Source organism: Streptomyces poonensis (genome assembly GCF_014650915.1).
Classification (GTDB): domain Bacteria; phylum Actinomycetota; class Actinomycetes; order Streptomycetales; family Streptomycetaceae; genus Streptomyces; species Streptomyces poonensis.
Genome location: NZ_BMVW01000020.1, coordinates 27,563 through 44,530 on the forward strand (window position 1 = coordinate 27,563; position 16,968 = coordinate 44,530).

General features: G+C 73.8%; 13 protein-coding genes and 1 pseudogene. 7 read left to right on the top strand and 7 right to left on the bottom strand.

Translation table 11 applies throughout. The annotated features are described in order from the left end of the window. Nucleotides 1–12 precede the first annotated feature (12 nt). The gene (locus tag IE242_RS33085) at nucleotides 13–2,136 is read right to left on the bottom strand and encodes a sulfatase (RefSeq protein ID WP_189866012.1); all 2,124 of its coding nucleotides are present in this window, start codon (nucleotides 2,134–2,136) and stop codon (nucleotides 13–15) included. 371 nt (nucleotides 2,137–2,507) lie between these two features. Between IE242_RS33085 and rho the strand changes: the two genes are divergently transcribed. Together rho and IE242_RS33095 are read left to right on the top strand one after the other, a co-directional pair. Next, nucleotides 2,508–3,767, top strand: a complete 1,260-nt coding sequence (gene rho / locus IE242_RS33090) for a transcription termination factor Rho (RefSeq protein ID WP_373299647.1) — start codon at nucleotides 2,508–2,510, stop codon at nucleotides 3,765–3,767. A gap of 102 nt (nucleotides 3,768–3,869) precedes the next feature. Then, nucleotides 3,870–4,814: pseudogene (locus tag IE242_RS33095) on the top strand (D-alanyl-D-alanine carboxypeptidase family protein); the annotation flags it as partial. A 38-nt stretch (nucleotides 4,815–4,852) separates the two neighbouring features. Here IE242_RS33095 and IE242_RS38960 read toward each other — a convergent pair. Together IE242_RS38960 and mptB are read right to left on the bottom strand one after the other, a co-directional pair. Next, nucleotides 4,853–6,283 carry a glycosyltransferase 87 family protein gene (locus IE242_RS38960; RefSeq protein ID WP_308436802.1) on the bottom strand — a complete coding sequence of 477 codons (1,431 nt, stop codon included), beginning with the start codon at nucleotides 6,281–6,283 and terminating at the stop codon, nucleotides 4,853–4,855. Nucleotides 6,284–6,404: 121 nt separating this feature from the next. Beyond that, nucleotides 6,405–7,802 (bottom strand): polyprenol phosphomannose-dependent alpha 1,6 mannosyltransferase MptB, encoded by a 1,398-nt coding sequence (gene mptB, locus IE242_RS33100; RefSeq protein WP_189866018.1) that lies wholly within the window; start codon nucleotides 7,800–7,802, stop codon nucleotides 6,405–6,407. A gap of 689 nt (nucleotides 7,803–8,491) precedes the next feature. On the opposite strand from mptB, the gene IE242_RS33105 reads away from it, so the two are divergent. Further along, on the top strand, nucleotides 8,492–9,169 hold the full coding sequence (locus IE242_RS33105; RefSeq protein ID WP_189866020.1) for a GGDEF domain-containing protein: 678 nt from the start codon (nucleotides 8,492–8,494) through the stop codon (nucleotides 9,167–9,169). 667 nt (nucleotides 9,170–9,836) lie between these two features. Here the strand turns inward: IE242_RS33105 and crcB (IE242_RS33110) are convergent. From crcB (IE242_RS33110) to IE242_RS33120, 3 genes are all read right to left on the bottom strand, one after another. After that, nucleotides 9,837–10,211: a fluoride efflux transporter CrcB gene (crcB, locus tag IE242_RS33110; protein WP_189866022.1), complete on the bottom strand. Its 375-nt coding sequence runs from the start codon at nucleotides 10,209–10,211 to the stop codon at nucleotides 9,837–9,839. Next, entirely contained in the window at nucleotides 10,208–10,726 is a 519-nt protein-coding gene (gene crcB / locus IE242_RS33115) for a fluoride efflux transporter CrcB (RefSeq protein WP_189866024.1), read from the bottom strand. The genes crcB (IE242_RS33110) and crcB (IE242_RS33115) overlap by 4 nt, the downstream gene beginning before the upstream one ends. A 224-nt stretch (nucleotides 10,727–10,950) precedes the next feature. Then, on the bottom strand, nucleotides 10,951–11,925 hold the full coding sequence (locus tag IE242_RS33120; protein ID WP_189866026.1) for an SMP-30/gluconolactonase/LRE family protein: 975 nt from the start codon (nucleotides 11,923–11,925) through the stop codon (nucleotides 10,951–10,953). A gap of 359 nt (nucleotides 11,926–12,284) precedes the next feature. On the opposite strand from IE242_RS33120, the gene IE242_RS33125 reads away from it, so the two are divergent. Genes IE242_RS33125 through IE242_RS33140 form a run of 4 tightly spaced genes read left to right on the top strand, consistent with a single transcriptional unit; the run spans nucleotide 12,285 to nucleotide 14,949 of the window. Next, nucleotides 12,285–12,413: a lasso RiPP family leader peptide-containing protein gene (locus tag IE242_RS33125; RefSeq protein ID WP_189866028.1), complete on the top strand. Its 129-nt coding sequence runs from the start codon at nucleotides 12,285–12,287 to the stop codon at nucleotides 12,411–12,413. A 21-nt stretch (nucleotides 12,414–12,434) separates the two neighbouring features. Then, on the top strand, nucleotides 12,435–14,270 hold the full coding sequence (locus IE242_RS38720; protein ID WP_189866030.1) for an asparagine synthase-related protein: 1,836 nt from the start codon (nucleotides 12,435–12,437) through the stop codon (nucleotides 14,268–14,270). Then, the gene (locus tag IE242_RS33135; protein ID WP_308436803.1) at nucleotides 14,267–14,533 is read left to right on the top strand and encodes a lasso peptide biosynthesis PqqD family chaperone; all 267 of its coding nucleotides are present in this window, start codon (nucleotides 14,267–14,269) and stop codon (nucleotides 14,531–14,533) included. The genes IE242_RS38720 and IE242_RS33135 overlap by 4 nt, the downstream gene beginning before the upstream one ends. Further along, complete coding sequence (locus IE242_RS33140; protein WP_189866032.1) at nucleotides 14,530–14,949, top strand: lasso peptide biosynthesis B2 protein; 420 nt, start codon at nucleotides 14,530–14,532, stop codon at nucleotides 14,947–14,949. Before IE242_RS33135 ends, IE242_RS33140 begins: the two co-directional genes overlap by 4 nt. A 120-nt stretch (nucleotides 14,950–15,069) precedes the next feature. Here IE242_RS33140 and IE242_RS33145 read toward each other — a convergent pair whose 3' ends face one another. Continuing rightward, on the bottom strand, nucleotides 15,070–16,662 hold the full coding sequence (locus IE242_RS33145; protein WP_189866033.1) for a glycoside hydrolase family 53 protein: 1,593 nt from the start codon (nucleotides 16,660–16,662) through the stop codon (nucleotides 15,070–15,072). Between the last annotated feature and the right edge of the window lie 306 nt (nucleotides 16,663–16,968).

A 16,968-nucleotide genomic window follows, 5' to 3' on the forward strand; every position in this document is an offset into this window, starting at 1 on the left:
TTCCGGCTTTTCTCAGTGGGCCCGTGCGGAAGCCGGAGCCGGAGTGGAGGCGGGCGTGGGCGCCCCCGCGCCTCCCTCCGGCTGCGGCCCGTACGCCGTCAGGAAGCGGTCACGGAAGGCGTCCATCCGCCAGACCGGAGTGTCCCGGCCGGGTTTCAGGCCGTCGGCCCAGCCCCAGCCGGCGATCCGGTCGAGCACCTCCGGATCGTGGGCGACGATGCTGACGGGCACGTCGTGGCCGGCGCCGTTGCCGCTGACCCGGGCGACGGGCTGATGGTCGCCGAGGAAGACGAGCACGGTGTCGTCGGTGCCGTAGCGCTCCACGTACTCGATGAGGCAGCGCAGCGAGTACTGGATGGACCTGCCGTACTCCCGTTTCACCTCCGTGCCGTCGGAGAAGACGTCCGCCGGATCCTTGCCCGCCTTCTCGATGTCCCGGTAGACGGATCCGTCGCCGACGTCGTCCCAGTCGAGCATCTCCGGCAGCGGCGCCCAGGGCTGGTGGCTGGAGGTGAGGATGAGCTCCGACATCAGCGGCTTGTCGTGCTTCCTGCCGTGTTCCAGGCGTTCGTACGCGGTGAGGGCGTACTGGTCCGGCATGGTCGACCAGCTGAACTTCGGCCCCCGGTAGCCGAGGTCACGGGAGTCGTAGACCCGGTCGAGGCCGTAGAAGCGGCCCTCGGGCCAGTTCTTCGTGACGCCCGGCATGACGCCGACCGTGCGCCAGGCGCCCGTGCGCCGGAAGGCGCCCGTGAGGGTCAGCCGCTCGCCGGTGGTGACGGTGCGGTAGCGGCTCTGGTTGTCGATCCAGAGTCCCGTGAGGAAGGTGGAGTGACCGAGCCAGCTGCTGCCGCCGTACGTCGCCGAGGTGAGCCAGCCACTCCTGGCGGAGTACCCGGCCTCGCGCAGGCTCGCGGTGCCCGCGTCCAGCACGGCTCCGACTCCCGGCGCGGTGGCCTCGTCCTCGATCGCGCTGCGGCCGTAGCTCTCGATGAACGCGAAGATGACGTCCTTGCCGCGCAGCGCGGTGAGCAGTTCGTCGGGCGGCACGTCCGCGAAGGCGTCCTCGCGCACCTCTCCGGCGAACTCGGCCTCGTCCCGCAGCACCGCCCGCACTCGCTGTCCCCGTTCCTCGACGAGCGCGAAGGTGTTCCTGGTGGCGACCGACGTGGCGCCGAAAAGCTGCAGCCCCAGCGCCGAGCAGGTGATCCAGACGGTTCCCGCGATGACGACCGTACGGACCGCGGTGTTCCTGTTGCGGGTCATGAGACCGGCGAGCCGGAGCACCGCCAGCGGGAACGCGACGAGCAGGGCCAGGCCCAGCACGCCGGCCCCGACCACGGCACCGAGCGCGCCCGTACGGCCGGCCGAGTCCTGGAGGTACGACACGGTGTCGTCGAGCAGTTCCCAGTCGAGCACGAGGTCGAAATCCCGTCCGAGGAACTGGTTGAACCCCATGTCGAGCAGCTTCAGGACCACCAGCAGGGCCAGGCCGACGCCCATCAGCACGGCGACGACCGCCCTCGGCCGCCGGCGCGGCAGTACGACCAGCAGCGCCGCGCCGAGGACCGCCTCGGCCGGCAGCCGCAGGAACTGCCTCGGCCGGAAGTACGCGACGTCGCCCGGCATGAGCAACGCGAACATCACGGCCACAGCGGCCAGCACACTGACCGACCGGGCGAGAACACGGGCGCCTCTCGGGTACTTGGCCCACAGACCACGCGCGACCGAGCCCCGAACAGGGACCGCACCGGGGGTCGGCTTGTCCGGTGTCTGCTTGTCCGGTGTCTGCTTGTCCGGCGTCTGCTTGTCCGGCGTCTGCTCGTCCGATGTCTGCTCGTCCGGTGTCGACTCAGCCGGGGGCGGATCGTCGTCGCGGATCGGCTCGTCTTTGCTCTGACCGTCCTTACCCGGCCCGTCTTTGCCCGGACCGTCCTCACGCGGCCCGCCTTTGCTCAGCTCGACGCGGATCGGCTCCTCTTTGATCGCCTCCTCCCGGCTCGGCTCACCCTCGGTCGACTCGATTGAGGTCGCCTCGTCCGGAGCCTCCTCCGGAACCGGGTCGTCCGAGACGGGGTCGTCCGTGGTCGCCCTGTCCGGGTCGGGCAGGTGGCGGAAGCGCGTGAAGAGCGGCACCCCGAGTGTCCTTCCGATGGGTAGCGCGGTGGCGGCACGGCGGACCGGCTCGGGAAGCCGGGGCCGCCCTTCCCTGTACGGTTCGCACGCGGCCGGAGTTCAACCGGCGGGGAGCACGTCTCGGCCGCGGATCTCCCCGCACAGCCACTCCATCCGGTGTTACAATCTGACGAGTACGCGTGTGCGCCTGGTCCAAGGCGCCGCTGCCTTCTGCATCTCCGCCCGTTGACCTTGCCGCCCGTTTAAGTCCGGCCAGGCGCAACGGCTTCCGTATCACCACGTCACACGCACGGCCGCGGGTCCGGCCGCCGCACGAGGCGCCGTACCGAGGCGTGCTCATCGCGTTCACGGCGTGGTGTCTTCCGCCGCACATAGGCGTGTCCCTTCCGCCTCCGGCAGCTCTCCAGTTCTCCAGCCCTCCAGCTCTCCTCTTCCCCTGCCCCCCTGTGCCTGTCCGCGCAGTTCCGAAAGGACGTTCCTCCATGACCACCACACTCGAAACCCCCTCCACCCCAGGGCGGCTGACGTCTCCCGTCTCCGGCGTCCTCGACATCGCGCGGGACGGCCAGGGCCATCTGCGTACCGAGGGCTGCCTGCCCTCCTCGGGCGACCCGCAGGTGCCCGCCGCGCTCATCCGCCGGTACGGCCTGCGCAAGGGCGACACCGTCGACGGTGTACGCGGCGGCGGACACACGCTCGCCGAGGTCGCGCTGATCAACGGCCGCACGCCCGGAGAGCTGCGCGACCGTCCTCGTTTCCATGACCTCACCCCGCTGCACCCGCACGACCGGCTCCGTCTGGAACACCCGGCGAGCGGTCTCATCGGACGCCTCGTCGACCTGGTCGCGCCCGTCGGCAAGGGCCAGCGCGGCCTGATCGTGGCACCGCCGAAGACCGGCAAGACGGTGCTGCTCCAGCAGCTGGCCGCCGCGATCGCCGGCAACCACCCCGAATGCCGTCTGATGGTGCTGCTGCTCGACGAACGTCCCGAGGAGGTCACGGACATGCGGCGCTCCGTACGGGGCGAGGTGTACGCCTCGACGTTCGACCGGACGCCGAAACAGCACATCGCGCTCGCCGAACTCGTCGTGGAACGCGCCAAGCGCCTCGTCGAGCAGGGCGAGGACGTCGTGATCCTGCTGGACTCGCTGACCCGGCTGTGCCGGGCCCACAACAACGCGGCCGCCGCCGGGGGCCGCACCCTGAGCGGCGGTGTCGACGCCGCCGCGCTGCACGGCCCCAAACGGCTCTTCGGCGCCGCGCGCCGCACCGAGGAGCGCGGCTCCCTCACCGTTCTGGCCACGGCGCTGGTGGAGACCGGCTCACGCGCCGACGACTTCTTCTTCGAGGAACTGAAGAGCACAGGCAACATGGAGCTCCGCCTCGACCGCGGCCTCGCGGACCGCCGTGTCTTCCCGGCCGTCGACATCGTCCCCTCCGGCACCCGCCGCGAGGAACTGCTGTTCACCGCGGGCGAATTGACCGCCGTACGAGGGCTGCGGCGCGCCCTGCGGTCGCGGGACGGCAAGACGCAGGCACCCCTCGAAACGCTGCTGGAGCGGCTGCGCGCCACCCCGGACAACGCGGCGTTCCTGCGCCAGGTCCAGCCGACGTTTCCCGCCGCCGCCTGAACGCTGGGCACGCCGCCCGGGCCTTGATGCATCCGAGTGCTCGATGCCCGCACTCGGCCACGGCACCCGGACGGGCGCGGCAGGCGTTCCTACGTTGGCGCCATGACCATCGGATTCTCGGCCCGCGCCGCCGTCTCCTGCGCCGCCGTCTGCCTCCTCGGGGCGCTGGCTTCCGCTCCGGGTGCCGCCGCGGCTCCTCCCGCGTCGGGCCCGCGCGCGACGAGATCCACGGCCCTGTCCCCGTCCCTGTCCCCGGCTCCCTCCCTGTCCCCGGCTCCCTCCCCGCCCTCGTCCCCGTCCCCGTCCTCGTCACAGCGGACGTCGCTGCACCGGCCCGGGACCCAGGTGCGGCCGCGGCCCGGGGCGCCGAAGGTCCCGGACGGGCTCTCCGCGCTGTCGTGGCTGGTGGCCGACGCCGGCACCGGCGAGGTGCTGGCCGCGCACGACGCGCACCGCAGACTGCCGCCCGCCAGCACCCTCAAGACCCTCTTCGCGCTCGCCCTGCTGCCGGCCCTGCCCCCCGGCGCCCGCCACACCGTCACCGAGAAGGAACTGGCGGACGTCGGCGCCGGCAGCAGCCTGGTCGGGGTCAAGGAGGACCGCACCTACCGGGTGGCGGACCTGTGGCGGGGTGTCTTCCTCAGCTCCGGCAACGACGCCGTGCATGTGCTGGCCGCGCTCGGCGGCGGCCGGCGGGCCGCGGCGGCCCGGATGCAGGAAACGGCCCGCGCCCTGGGCGCCCACGACACCCATGTCGTCTCCCCCGACGGCTACGACGCGCCGGGTCAGGTCTCCTCGGCGTACGACCTGGCGGTCTTCGGCCGGGCCGGGCTGCGCAACCCGGAGTTCGCGCGGTACTGCGCCACCGTCCGGGCCAGCTTCCCGGCGGACGGCTGGTCGTACGGCATCCAGAACACCAACCGGCTCCTCACCGGTGACGGCGTCGACCGGTACCCGGGACTGATCGGCATCAAGAACGGCTACACCAGCCGAGCGGGCAACACGCTCGTCGCCGCGGCCCGCCGGGACAGGCGCACCCTCGTCGTCACCGTCATGAATCCGCGGCGGGGCGGCAGCCTCGCCGTCTACGAGGAGGCGCGTTCGCTGCTCGACTGGGGCTTCCGGGCGGCGGGGCGCGTCGACCCGGTGGGCTCAGTGCTGCCACCGCGCTCCCGACCGCCGACCGGTCCCGGCTCACTGCCCGGGGCCGGAGCCGGGGCCGGGGCCGGAACCGGGGCCGATCCCGAAGCCGGACCCGCGGGCGTGACCGTGGTGAAGGGCGGGGAGACCGGTCCGGGCTGGTCGGCGGCGGCCGCCATCGCGGGCGCCGCCGTGGTCGGCGCGGGCGCGGTGGCGCTGGTGCTGCGGTTGCTGCGGCTGAAGGGCGGCCACTCCGGGCGCGGTTGACCGACGGGCAGTCCCAGCAGCAGTCCGAGTGTGATCCACACATATGTGTTGCCACCCAGGAAGCCGGCCGCTGTGTGTGGGGCGTCGACCCACAGCCAGACGACACTGGTGCACAGCAGCGCGTACGCACAGGCCGCCACCCCCACCAGCCGCCGGTGCCGCAGCAGTACGGCGAAGGACGGCAGCACCCACACCAGGTGGTGCACCCAGGTGATCGGGCTCACGAGGCAGGAGGCCAGCCCTGTCACCGCGAACGCGCCGGTCCAGTCCCCGGCCCGCGCTCCCCGGCGTGCCTGCCACGCCCACACTCCCAGGACGCACAGGACCGTCACCGCCCAGACGGCCCGGTCCGGCTCTCCGAGCCGGGCCAGGACCCCCTGGAGGGACTGGTTGGAGACGTAGTCGAGGCGGCCGATCCGGCCGGTGTCCCACAGCGCCTCGGTCCAGTAGAAGCGGGAGGCGTCCGGCGCGATCCAGGCCGCCGCCGCGGTGGCGGCCGCGGCGACGGCGGTCGCGCGCCCGGCGGCCCGCCACCGCCCGGCGATCAGAAGCAGTCCGATGAACAGCGCGGGCGTCAGCTTCACCGCCGCGGCCAGGCCGATCCCGACGCCCGCCCGCTTCTCCCGGCCGGTGGACAGCAGCCAGGCGTCACCGAGCACCACGGCCAGCAGCAGGAGGTTCACCTGCCCGAAGCTGACCGTGTCCCGGACCGGTTCGAACAGCGCGAGCAGGCACACCGCCAGCCCGGCGCCGAACCGGCCGTACCTGCGCAGCAGAGGACCGAACAGGACGTACAGCACGGCCGCCGACGCCAGGAGGTTGAGCAGCAGACAGAGCACGACGGCCGTGCCCAGTCCCACCAGTGCCAGCGGGAGCATCGCGACGGCAGCGAACGGCGGATACGTGAAGCCGTACGCCGTCCCCGGCACCCGGTAGTCGTAGAGACGGCCCCCCTGGTGCGTCCACGCGTGGACGGCGCCGTGGTACACCCGCAGGTCGAACCAGTCCCGCAGGAGGGGAACGGTGGCGGTGAAGAGCGTGACGGCGCCGACGAGGAGGAGCAGCAGCAGGAGCCGCCGCCGGTCGGTGGCTCGCGGCCCAGCTGTCATACCGGGGGATCCAGGTGTCCTACCGGGGAGTCCAGGCGTCATACCGGGGAGTCCAAGTGTCGTGCCGGGGGTCCAAGTGCCGTGCCACGTGGAAGAGGTGTCGTGCCGCGCGGTTCAGACGTCATGCCGCGCGCTCCAGCGCCGGTGGCCATGCCGTCTGGCGGGCCTGCCAGAGCACGACCAGGGCGAGGGCGCCGCCGGACACGGCGAGGGCTGTCTGCGCGGCGTCGGGCGGCCCGCCGGCGGGCAGGACGGCCAGCGCGAGGACAGCGCTGACCGCGCTGACGGCGGTGACCCGGCCTCGCGCGGAGCCCTTCGGCGCCGCCGCGGCGATGAGGAACAGTCCCCACAGCGCGTACCAGGGCCGGATCGCCGGGCCGAGCGCCGCCAGCGCGGCCAGGCTGAGCCCCAGGGCGTACACCGGACCGGGCCGCAGCCTCAGCCAGATGAACAGCACGACGACGGCGCCCGCCAGGAGTCCGGCCAGGTGCCACAGCGGCAGCGCGAGCGGCGCCAGGTCGCTGCCGAGGCGGGCGAGCAGGGCGCCGGTGGCGCGGCCGAGGAGGCTGGTGGGCGACCAGTTGCCCGGTGACACCGGGGTGCGCAGGGCGGCTATCCATCCGTGTCCCGTGCCGGTCACCGCGGTCGCCGCGGCGGTCGTGGCGAGCGCGACGGCCGCGACGGTGACGGCGGTCCGCGGCGCGCGGGCGCGCCCCCGCATCACCACGACGGCGAGCAGCCCGAGCGCCGCGGGCGCCTTGACCAGCGCGGCGAGCGTCACGAGGACGGCGCCCAGCGGATACCGGCGGCCCCGCGCGGCCACCAGGCCCATGCCGAGCAGCCCCAGCATGACGGCGTCGTTGTGCGCTCCGGCCACCAGGTGCAGCAGCACCAGCGGGTTCAGGGCGCCCAGCCACAGCGCGGCGGCCGGGTCGGCGCCGCAGTGCCGGGCGAGGCGGGGCAGCGCCACCGCCATCAGGGCCACCCCGGTGAGCGCGACCAGCCGCAGGGCGAGCAGCCCGGCCGGCAGGTCGCCGGGCAGGACACCGGACAGCCCGGCGACGATGCCGAGGAAGACGGGCCCGTACGGGGTGGTGGTGTGCCGCCACACCGGCGCGACCTCGTCGGCGAGCGGCCCGCCGAGCCGTGCGGGCCCGTGCGCGTACACGTCGATGCCCGCGTCGACCATGGCCCCCTGCGCGAGATAGCTGTAGACGTCCCGGCTGAACAGGGGCGGCGCGAGGAGCAGCGGGGCCGCCCAGACGGCCAGCGTCACCAGCAGGGCACGGGGAGCCGGCGGCCGTGGTCCGCGCACGACGCGGCCCAGCAGCACCCACGCGGCGATCAGCAGGACGACGCCGAAGTAGACGCCGACCAGACCGAGCGCCGCGCCCGCCGACGAGGGCGCGGGAAGCTCGCGGACGGGAAGGGCCCCGGCGGTCTCGCCGCCCAGCGCGAGGACGGCGGAGCCGACGAGGCCGAGCGCCCGGCAGTGGCGCAGCCGGACGGGAGAAGCCATGGCCCACACGCGGACAGGATGTCGGCGGCGGATGACCGGGAGGGGACGGGCCGCCCGCCACGGGGCGGCCTGTGCGTGACCGCCGTGTGATCAGTGCCCCGTATGCCCCCGCGCGACGGACGAGGAGAACAAGAAGCGAGAAGAAAGAGGAGGAGCCCGGTGAAGCCCGGTGAAGCTGCGCGCCCCGCCCGCACCGGCATCCGCATCCGCATATGCCCGGGGCGGCACCCCCGCCCCGTGCCGACCGTTGTCGAAGCGGACGTGGTGAGGGGGCGGGGACGGGCATCACGAAGGAAGAGAGACGTCAAAATCTTGCCCTTTTCAAGATGTTGACGTCCCGGTACAGCACGGCGTCCCGCACGGCCTGTGCGTGTTCACCGGCCAGGCCGACCATCCAGTGAGACGATCCGGAGCGCGGACGGGGTGTAAGGCGCCGTATCCGCCGCACAGCAGGCCGGAGCCGAGGTCACCGGCGGACGGCCGGACGGCCGGTGAGCCCGCGGTTTCCGGTTCCGCCGGGGGTCCGGCCGGCCGGTCACGACGGCCGGCCGCGGTGGCGGTCCCTCCGCCTGGCGGCGCATCGGCGATTTTCAGCTGTAGCTCCGTCACGGGCCAGCGGCACATGCTTGGCGGCGTCATCGGCTGTCCCGGGCACCCCTCCCGTACGAGACGAGACGGAGAACACGACTATGGCGTCCAACCTTCTCACCCCCGCCCGACTTGGGCAGCGCACCTTGATCCTCACGACGGCCGCGATCCCGTTGACCGGGTGGACCGTCCACGCCGTGGCGCTGCACCGGCGCCTGGCCGCCGCCCGCCGCGACCCGCTGACCGGGCTGCTGCGGCGCGACAGCTTCACCGCCAAGGCCCGCCAGCTGCTGCGCCGCCACGGCGACGACGTGCTGGTGGTCCTGGTCGACCAGGACCACTTCAAGACCATCAACGACACGCTGGGGCACGCGGCGGGCGACACGGTGCTCACCGCCACGGCCGCCCGGCTGCAGGCCTGGGCGGGCCCCCGCGCGGCCGTCGGCCGCCTGGGCGGCGACGAGTTCGCGATCGTCCTGCGTGTCGAGCCCGGACGGCGGGAGGTGCGGCTGGAGCAGCTGGTGCGCATGCTGCACACCCCCGTGAGCCTGGACGACGGGCAGACGGTCGACGTGGCCGCCTCGGTCGGCGCCGCCGCCCCGGACACGCTGGGTGTACGTGATCTGTCGCAGCTCCAGCGGGCGGCCGACGCCGCGCTGTACGACGGCAAGCACTCCGGCCGCGCGGTCCTCGCCCATCTCCGGCACACGCAGGTGCCGTCCATCAACGGACGCCGCGCCGGCCGCCCCGGCACCGCCGTCTGGGGACGCGCCGCATGAGCCCGGCCGCGCTCCGCCACGGTGACGGAACCCGCGGCAGCACCCTCCGGCAGCCGTGGCCCACGGCTGCCGGACACACCCCGACCTGCGCCGGAACGGCCGCGAGCAGACCGCCCGCGGCCCGTGCGCGGTCGGGGCCCGCCGTACGCGGGCCGGCGGACCGTCCTGCGGCCGGCGCGTCCGGCGCGGGCTCGCCACCGCATCACCCGGACTGACGCGCCGGGGAGGCCGGACCGGCCTCCACCACGCTTCCCGCTCCGGTCGCACGCCCGGCACGAACGTCGCCCACACGCTTCGTCCACCCACTTGGATCACCGTGAGGAGAGCCCATAATGAGCCGCATAATGAGCCGAAGAGAGGCCCGGCACCCGTCTTCCGGTCACTCTCCGTACTGCTCGTCGGGGTCGACCGACCGTTTTCAGCCGACCGCACGGCCCGGCGGCGCCGTGCATCGGCGGCAGACCGCGGGTGCGCCGGTGCACCCGGGCGAACCGTGCGGCGCCGGGGTACCCGGCGGCAGCACCGGCCCACGCCCGTGCCCCGCCCTGCCGTCGGCCGCTCCCAAACCTCACAATCTCGCCCTTGTGGTGAGCCGTGCGGGCCCGCCGCCCCTTCGCGGCGCCGCCCGCTGTCGCGGCACCACCGGCCGTACCGGCCGTCGCCGTCCCTAGGCCCACAACAGCCGGGCGAGCGCCGTCCCCACGCAGGCGGCGGCCAGTCCGACCGCCACGCTCACGGTCACGTTGGCGGCGGCCTGCCACCGGGCACCCTGCCGGGCGAGGGTCAGCGTCTCGTACGAGAACGTCGAGTACGTGGTCAGCGCGCCGCACAGCCCGGTGCCGAGGAGCAGCTGCACGCGCGAGTCCGCGGCGCCCGCGGCGACCGCGCCGGTGAGCAGCCCGAGGACGAGCGACCCGGCGACGTTGACGGTGAACGTGCCCCAGGGGAAGTCCGTGTCGTGCCGGGCCTGCACCGCGCGGTCGGTGAGATACCGCAGGGGCGCGCCGGCCATTCCGCCGAGCACGACGAGGACCCAGTTCACGACGGCGTCCCGTCCGCCCGGCCGGTGCGGGCGTTCTGACGGGACACGAGGAGCCGTCGGGTCGCCGACGACGCCGTCCAGACCGCCGTGAGGGCCGCCAGTGGGGTGGCCGCGAAGCAGGCCAGGGCGGTCACGGCGTGCCCGGCGTCGAGCAGCCGCTCGACGTCGACCGCGTACGTCGAGAACGTGGTGAACCCGCCGAGCACCCCGGTCCCGAAGAACGGCCGCACCAGCCGATGAGCCGCCCACGCCTCGGTGATCACCACCATGAACACTCCGATGACGGCGCACCCGACGACGTTCACACAGAACGTCGTCCACGGGAATCCGCCCTGCCGCGTGGGCCACAGCAGGGACGCGCCGTACCGGGCCGTCGCGCCGATGCCTCCGCCGAGGGCGACCACCGCCACTACGGATGCCTGTCCGTGCCACGGTGACGGCCGCCGTGCATACGGCTGCCGTACGGGCACCCGCACGGGCGCGTCGGGGGCCCTCTCGGGGGGCGGAACGCTCATGGGGGTGCGGCTCCTACTCGCCGGCCCGGGCGCCCCGGGCATGGTCGATCGCAAGCAGGGACCGTCGGCGGCACCGGTGCCACGGTTCGGGTACGGCGGGCCCCACCGCCGCGCCGCGGGGTCCCGCGGGCGCGGGTCACGGCCGATGCCAGGGTAACTCCTGGGGTTCCCCGGCATTCGCCCTGCCCGGCCCGCGTGCGCGGCGAGGGGTGCCGCGGCCTCCCTCAGCCTCCCTGGTGCTCCCCCGGCAGCTCGCACACCGCGACCCCGCGTTCCCACACGCTCCCCAGGACGAGACGGTCCTCGGCCCGGCACACGCTGGTGACCATGCGGAACCCGGAGCGCCGGCGCGTGAGGTCGTGGACGATCCGGCCGGTGTCGTCGACCGCGATCACCCCGGCGAACCCGCCGGGCCGGAAGGGCGCGCGGAGCGCGACCCGGGCGGCGGCACGCCGCACGGCGGCCGGGGCGGCCCGGTGCGCGGCGTCCAGGGCGGCAACGCGCGGACCGGCCAGCGCCACCCACGTCAGCCCGTCCGGGCCGCGCCACAGGTTGTCGGGCGCGCCCGGCAGGTCCTCGACGAACGGCTCGCTGCGGCCCGTGTCCGGCCCGGTGAGCCAGTACCGGGTGAGCCGCCGGGCACCGGTCTCCGCGATCACGAGGAACGATTCGTCACCCGAGAGGGCCAGCCCGTTGGCGAACTGGAGTCCGTCCAGGAGCACATCCGGCGTGTCCTTCCCGGGCGCCAGGCACAGCAGCCGTCCCGTCCCCGAGTGTTCCACCAGGTCGCCGACCCAGTGCTCCAGCGGGTAGCGGCGGCTGGAGGCGGTGAAGCAGACGGTGCCGTCCGGCAGGGCGACCGCGTTGCTGCAGAAGGCCAGCGGTTCACCGGCGACCGAGTCCGCGAGCACCCGCACGGTGCCGTCCCCGACCGCCACCCGCAGCAACCCCATCCGCGCGTCGCAGACCAGCAGGTCGCCGTCGGGCAGGAGTTCGAGCCCGAGGGGCCGGCCACCGGTCTCCGCCAGCACCTCGACCCGCGTGCGGACGGGATCGGAGATCCGGCTCAGCCGCAGGATGCGCCCGTCCTCCACACCGGTCAGCACCCTGCCCCGGTCGTCGGCGACCACGTCCTCCGGTCCCCGGCCGCCGATGCCCACGTACGCCAGCGGTACGAGCCCGCCCCGTGACCGATCCATGTCCGCCTCCCGATGCGCTGCCCGGTTACGGCGGCCCATCCTCGCGTACGGCGGGTGCGGCGACGGCCGACTCCGGCAAACCCGCCACGATCAGGCGTCGCTCGCCGCGAACCGTTTCCGCGCCGCGCACCGTTCCCTCGACGCCGTCCGTCCCCGTACGCGGCACCGTCCGTTTCATGCCTGACGCGCCCGGCGCACCGGGACCCGGAGATGTACGCCCGCACACGCGTCCGCGCCGTCCGCACCGTCAACCCTCGCGCGCCCACCGTGAGGGTGATGTTCCTTTTAGTGACCATTCACTCACTATGAGTAAGCAGACGGTCGACGGGACCGTCCGCGACCAGAGGAAAGGGCATCCGATGGAAGAGCAGAACACCCAGGCGGTCTACGAAGCTCCCGAACTGATGGAGGCCGGCGACTTCGCCGACCTCACCCTCGGAGGCTTCGGTCCCGACATCGAGACATTCACCATTTTCGGTCTTCTCTGAGGTTCGCCTGTGGTACAGGACATGACATTCGTGCTTCTGCCCGACAGCGACGTGGCCGACGGAGCGGCGCGGTCGGTGTGCGCGTCACCCGGGGTCCGGGTGATCGCCCATGCCTCCGGGCGGCCGTGGCTGGTCGGCCGCTGGCCGGCCGGCCGGGTCCGGGTGGCCGCGGCCGGGCAGGCGCGCGTGGCGGTGGCCGGGTTCTGCCCGGCCTCCGGCCAGGAGCTGACCGCGGCGGCCGGGCGCCTGCGCAGCCTGGCCGATCTCGACGCGGTGGCACGGCGGTTCGGCGGCAGCGCCCATCTGCTGGCCTCGGTCGGCGGCCGGGTCCGGGCGCAGGGCACCGCGTCCGGCGTACGGGCGGTGTTCCACGCCGAGCTGGCCGGTGTCACCGTCGCCGCCGACCGGCCCGACACGCTCGCCCGGCTGATCGGTGCCGAGGTGGACGACGAGGTGCTGGCGCTGCGCCTGCTGACCCCGTACGTGCCCCATCCGCTGCTGGACCGGCCGGTGTGGCGGGGGGTGCACCAGGTGCCCGCGGGACGCTGCCTGGTGCTGAACCGCGACGGTGTGGCGCGTACCGCGACCTGGTGGAGTCCGCCCGAGCCGGTGGTTCCGCTGCGCGAGGGGGTGCCGGCCGTCCGTGAGGCGCTGACCGACGCGGTGCGCGGCCGGGTGCGGGCCGCCGCGCGGGTGGTCAGTACCGATCTGTCCGGCGGCCTGGACTCGGGTACGGTCACCCATCTCGCGGCGGGCGCCGGCCCACGTCTGGTGACCGTGCGCATTCCGCAGCTGGACGCCGCCGGGGACGACGCGGAGTGGGCCTCCCGTACCACCGCACGGCTGCCCGGAGCCGAGCATCTGCTGCTGGAGTACGAGCAGGCGCCCACGATGTTCGCAGGACTGGACGGCGGTACCGGCCTGACCCTGGCGAGCGAGCCGCCGTTCTGGGTACGGGCCGGCGCGCGGCTCGTCGACATCGCCGGGCGCGTCGCGGCCCGCGGGTCCCGGCTCCATCTGTGCGGACACGGCGGCGACGAGGTGTTCCACGCCTCCGCCGTCTCGTTGCACACCCTGGTCCGGTCCCGGCCGTGGGCCGGCGCGCGCCTGCTGCGGGAACGCCGTGCGCTGGGACGCTGGCCGCTGGGGAGCACGGTGCGGGGCCTGGCCGACTCCCGGTCGTTCCCGGCATGGCTCGCCTGCGCCGCCGATCAGCTGCCCGGTCCGCTCCCCTCCCCGTTCACCCCGCACCTGGGCTGGACGCCGCCCTTGCGGATACCCGCCTGGGCGACTCCCGACGCGGCCGCCACGGTGCGCGATCTGCTGCGGCAGACCGCGTACGAGGAGCCGAGGCCCCTGGGCCACGGCCGCGCGGCGCACACCACCGTGGAGGCCGTCCACCGCGCCGGTGCCATGGTCCGGTACGCGGCCGGACTGACGGCCGCACACGGCGTGGACTTCGCCGCGCCCTACCTGGACGACCGGGTGATCGAGGCGGCGCTCGCCGTCCGCCTGCGCGAACGTGCCCGGCCGCGCCGCTACAAGCCGCTGCTCGCCGAGGCCGTGCGCGGCCTGGTCCCCGAGGACCTGCTGCGGCGCTCCACCAAGGGCGACTACGGGGAGGACGTCTTCGACGGGCTCCACCGCCACCGCGCGAGCCTGCTGCGGCTGTTCGACGGTTCGCTGCTCGCCCGCCGCGGCCTGGTCGACGAGGCCGCGGTCCGCGCCGTACTGAGCGCCGACCACCTCTTCACCCTGCCCCTGCAAGCCCTGGAACCCACGCTCGCCTGCGAGGTGTGGCTGCGCGCCCTGCCCGCCCCCGTCCCGCAGCGGGCCTGCGCCGAAGGAGCGCTGTGAGCACTGTGACCTTCACCCTGGCACCGGACGTGGTCCCCACCGACACCGAGCACGGAACCGTTCTCCTCGACGAGCGGCGCGGACGCTACTTCAAGCTCAACGCCACCGGCACGCTCGTCCTGCGGGCGCTCCTGGACGGCGCGAGCGGCGAGCGGGCGGCGGCGCTCCTCCAGGAGCGGTACGGCATCGACGCCGAGCGGGCGCGGGCCGATGTGTCCGCGCTGATCGACGCCGTGTGCGCCGCTCGGCTGGCCCGCGCATGAGCGCGCCGATCGCCTTCGGGGAACGGTACGACCTCCCGCCGCGCCGGCGTCTGGCCGCCCGGCTGGCGGTGGCGTCGGCGCGCGCGCTGGCGGCCCTTCCGCCACGGCGCCTCCGCGCCGCCCTCCACCTGGTCAGGACCGGCGCCCGGCCGGCCCGCGCCGCACAGACGCTGGGCGCCCGGGACGCGGTCGTGGCCGTCAGCGCCCGCTGCGCGGGCCGGCACTGCCTCCAGCGGTCCCTGGCCACCGCCCTGCTGTGCCGGATGGCCGGTACCTGGCCCACCTGGCGCACAGGGGTGCGTACCGCTCCGTTCCGCGCCCACGCCTGGGTCGAGGCCGACGGCCGGCCCATCGGGGAGCCCCATCCCGCCGGCTACTACACCCCCACCCTCACCGTCGGCCCGGCGAACCGCTGAGCCGCCCGGCCGCCGCGCCCGCGGTGTCGTCGTCCCGTGAACCGCGGGCGCGGAGGAGGGGTCCGGCCGCACACAGCGGCCGGACCCTGTCCATACGGGGGCTCCTGGACCCTGCCTGGCTCAGCGGTGGCGGAACCACTCCATCGCCGGCAGCGCCCTGTCGTCGTACCCGAACAGGGCCTGGTTCTCCCAGCCGTTGCCGGAGGTGGGATCGGCCGGGTCCCAGCCGTTGCCGGTGACGGCGGTCCAGGTGGACTCCCAGTAGAAGACACCGAGTCCACGGCCGTTGGGCACCGCCTCCACGATGCTCGCGACGTCCTTCATCCAGGCGGTCTGACCGGCCGTCGACGCCGGGTAGCCGGCGACGAGCTCACCGCTGAGGTCGATGATGTTCTCGTGGGTGTCCTCACTGTCCAGCCGGAAGGGGTAGGCGGTCTCGGCGACGTAGACCGGCTTGCCGTAGCGGGAGGCGGCGTCGTCGAGGGTGGTCTGGAAGTCGACCAGCGAGCCGTGCCAGTAGCCGTAGTACGACAGCCCGATGACGTCGAACTTCACGCCGTTCGCCACCGCGTTGTCGAACCACCAGCGGGTGCCCGCGAGGTCGCCGCCCTTGGCGAGGTGCAGGGCGACGGCGGTGGAGGAGTTCACCGCCTTGACCGCGCTGTAGCCGGAGTTGAGCAACCCGGCGAGCTGCGGCCAGTTGTCGGTGGAGCCCTCGTCCCAGAGCATGCCGCCGTTGATCTCGTTGCCGACCTGGACCATGTCGGCGGTGGTGCCCTGGGCCTTGAGCGCGCTCAGGACGTCGTACGTGTGGTTGTACACGTCCGTCTTCAACTGGCTGTAGGAGTGGCCCGCCCAGGCGGTCGGCTTGCTCTGGGCGCCCGGGTCGGCCCAGGTGTCCGAATAGTGGAAGTCGACCAGCAGCTTCATGCCCTGCGCCTTGATCCGCTTGGCCAGGGAGAGGACGCGGGCCTTGTTGTTGTAGCCGTCGGCGGGGTTCACCCACACCTTCACGCGCGCGTAGTTCTGCCCGGCGGACTTCAGGATGGCGAGCGGATCGCCCTTCGTGCCGCTGCTGGTCCGGTACGTGCCGCCGAGCGCCTCGCTCTTGGCGAGCGACGACACGTCCGAGCCCTTGACGGCGAGACCGGTGCGGCCCTTGGTGAACGTCAGGTCGTCGACGTTGATCCAGTTGCCCGCGTCGGCGTCGGAGTTGACGCTGATGGTGCACTGGTTGTTCGTCACCGCGACCGAGGCCACGATCCGGATCCAGCCGCTCGACGAGACCGGCAGGTCGGTGCGCTGCTCGGCGCCGCCGCAGTTCTTCAGGGCCAGGTAGGCCGACTTCTGGCCGCCGCCCGAGCGCACCCAGGCGGTGAGGGTGTAGTCGCCGTTGGTGAGGCCGGACAGGTACTGGTACGTCTCCACCTTGTAGGCGGAGGACGACCAGTGGGTCAGGCGGTAGCTCCCGCTGCGGCCGCCGGCCTCGGTGAACGAGGCCGCGTTCTGCCCGGCCGCCGAGTACGTCGACCAGCCGGCCGGTGTCGCGGTCCCGGTGCCGTCGGACTCGAAGCCGCCGTTGGTGAGGGTGCTCGCGGCGGAGGCACTCTGTGCGGGCAGGGCGGTGAGGGCCAGCCCGGCGGCCAGGGGCAGCAGCAGGGTCCGCAGTATGCGTCCGGAATCGCGTCCGGAATCGCGTCTGGGATGGAACATCGTCGTCCGTCGTCCCTTCGACGTGATGGAGATGGATGCCCCGGAGGTGGTCCGGGACAGGGGGTTTTCGCCCCCGCCGCCCCTACCCGATCCCGTCCCCTGGGGGCTGCCGCCCCCAGACCCCCGCTGCCGGCCTGAACGGCCTCGTCCTCGAACGCCGGACGGGCTGGGAACTTTCATCGCCGACCTGCACGATGCAGTGCTCCCGCGTCCGAGAAGCGGGCTGGGGAGCCGGCTCCCCGGCGGCGCCGGGGCGGAGCCCCCGTGGACCTGAATCCGGGGCTGCCCCCTGCACAGGTCCCGGGG

Coding starts and splice junctions, on each gene's coding strand:
- IE242_RS33140 (WP_189866032.1), top strand. CDS start 14,530: ATGAGCGCGCCGATCGCCTTCGGGGAACGGTACGACCTCCCGCCGCGC.
- IE242_RS38720 (WP_189866030.1), top strand. CDS start 12,435: ATGACATTCGTGCTTCTGCCCGACAGCGACGTGGCCGACGGAGCGGCG.
- crcB (WP_189866024.1), bottom strand. CDS start 10,726: ATGAGCGTTCCGCCCCCCGAGAGGGCCCCCGACGCGCCCGTGCGGGTG.
- IE242_RS33125 (WP_189866028.1), top strand. CDS start 12,285: ATGGAAGAGCAGAACACCCAGGCGGTCTACGAAGCTCCCGAACTGATG.
- IE242_RS33105 (WP_189866020.1), top strand. CDS start 8,492: ATGGCGTCCAACCTTCTCACCCCCGCCCGACTTGGGCAGCGCACCTTG.
- IE242_RS33145 (WP_189866033.1), bottom strand. CDS start 16,662: ATGTTCCATCCCAGACGCGATTCCGGACGCGATTCCGGACGCATACTG.
- IE242_RS33120 (WP_189866026.1), bottom strand. CDS start 11,925: ATGGATCGGTCACGGGGCGGGCTCGTACCGCTGGCGTACGTGGGCATC.
- IE242_RS38960 (WP_308436802.1), bottom strand. CDS start 6,283: ATGACAGCTGGGCCGCGAGCCACCGACCGGCGGCGGCTCCTGCTGCTG.
- mptB (WP_189866018.1), bottom strand. CDS start 7,802: ATGGCTTCTCCCGTCCGGCTGCGCCACTGCCGGGCGCTCGGCCTCGTC.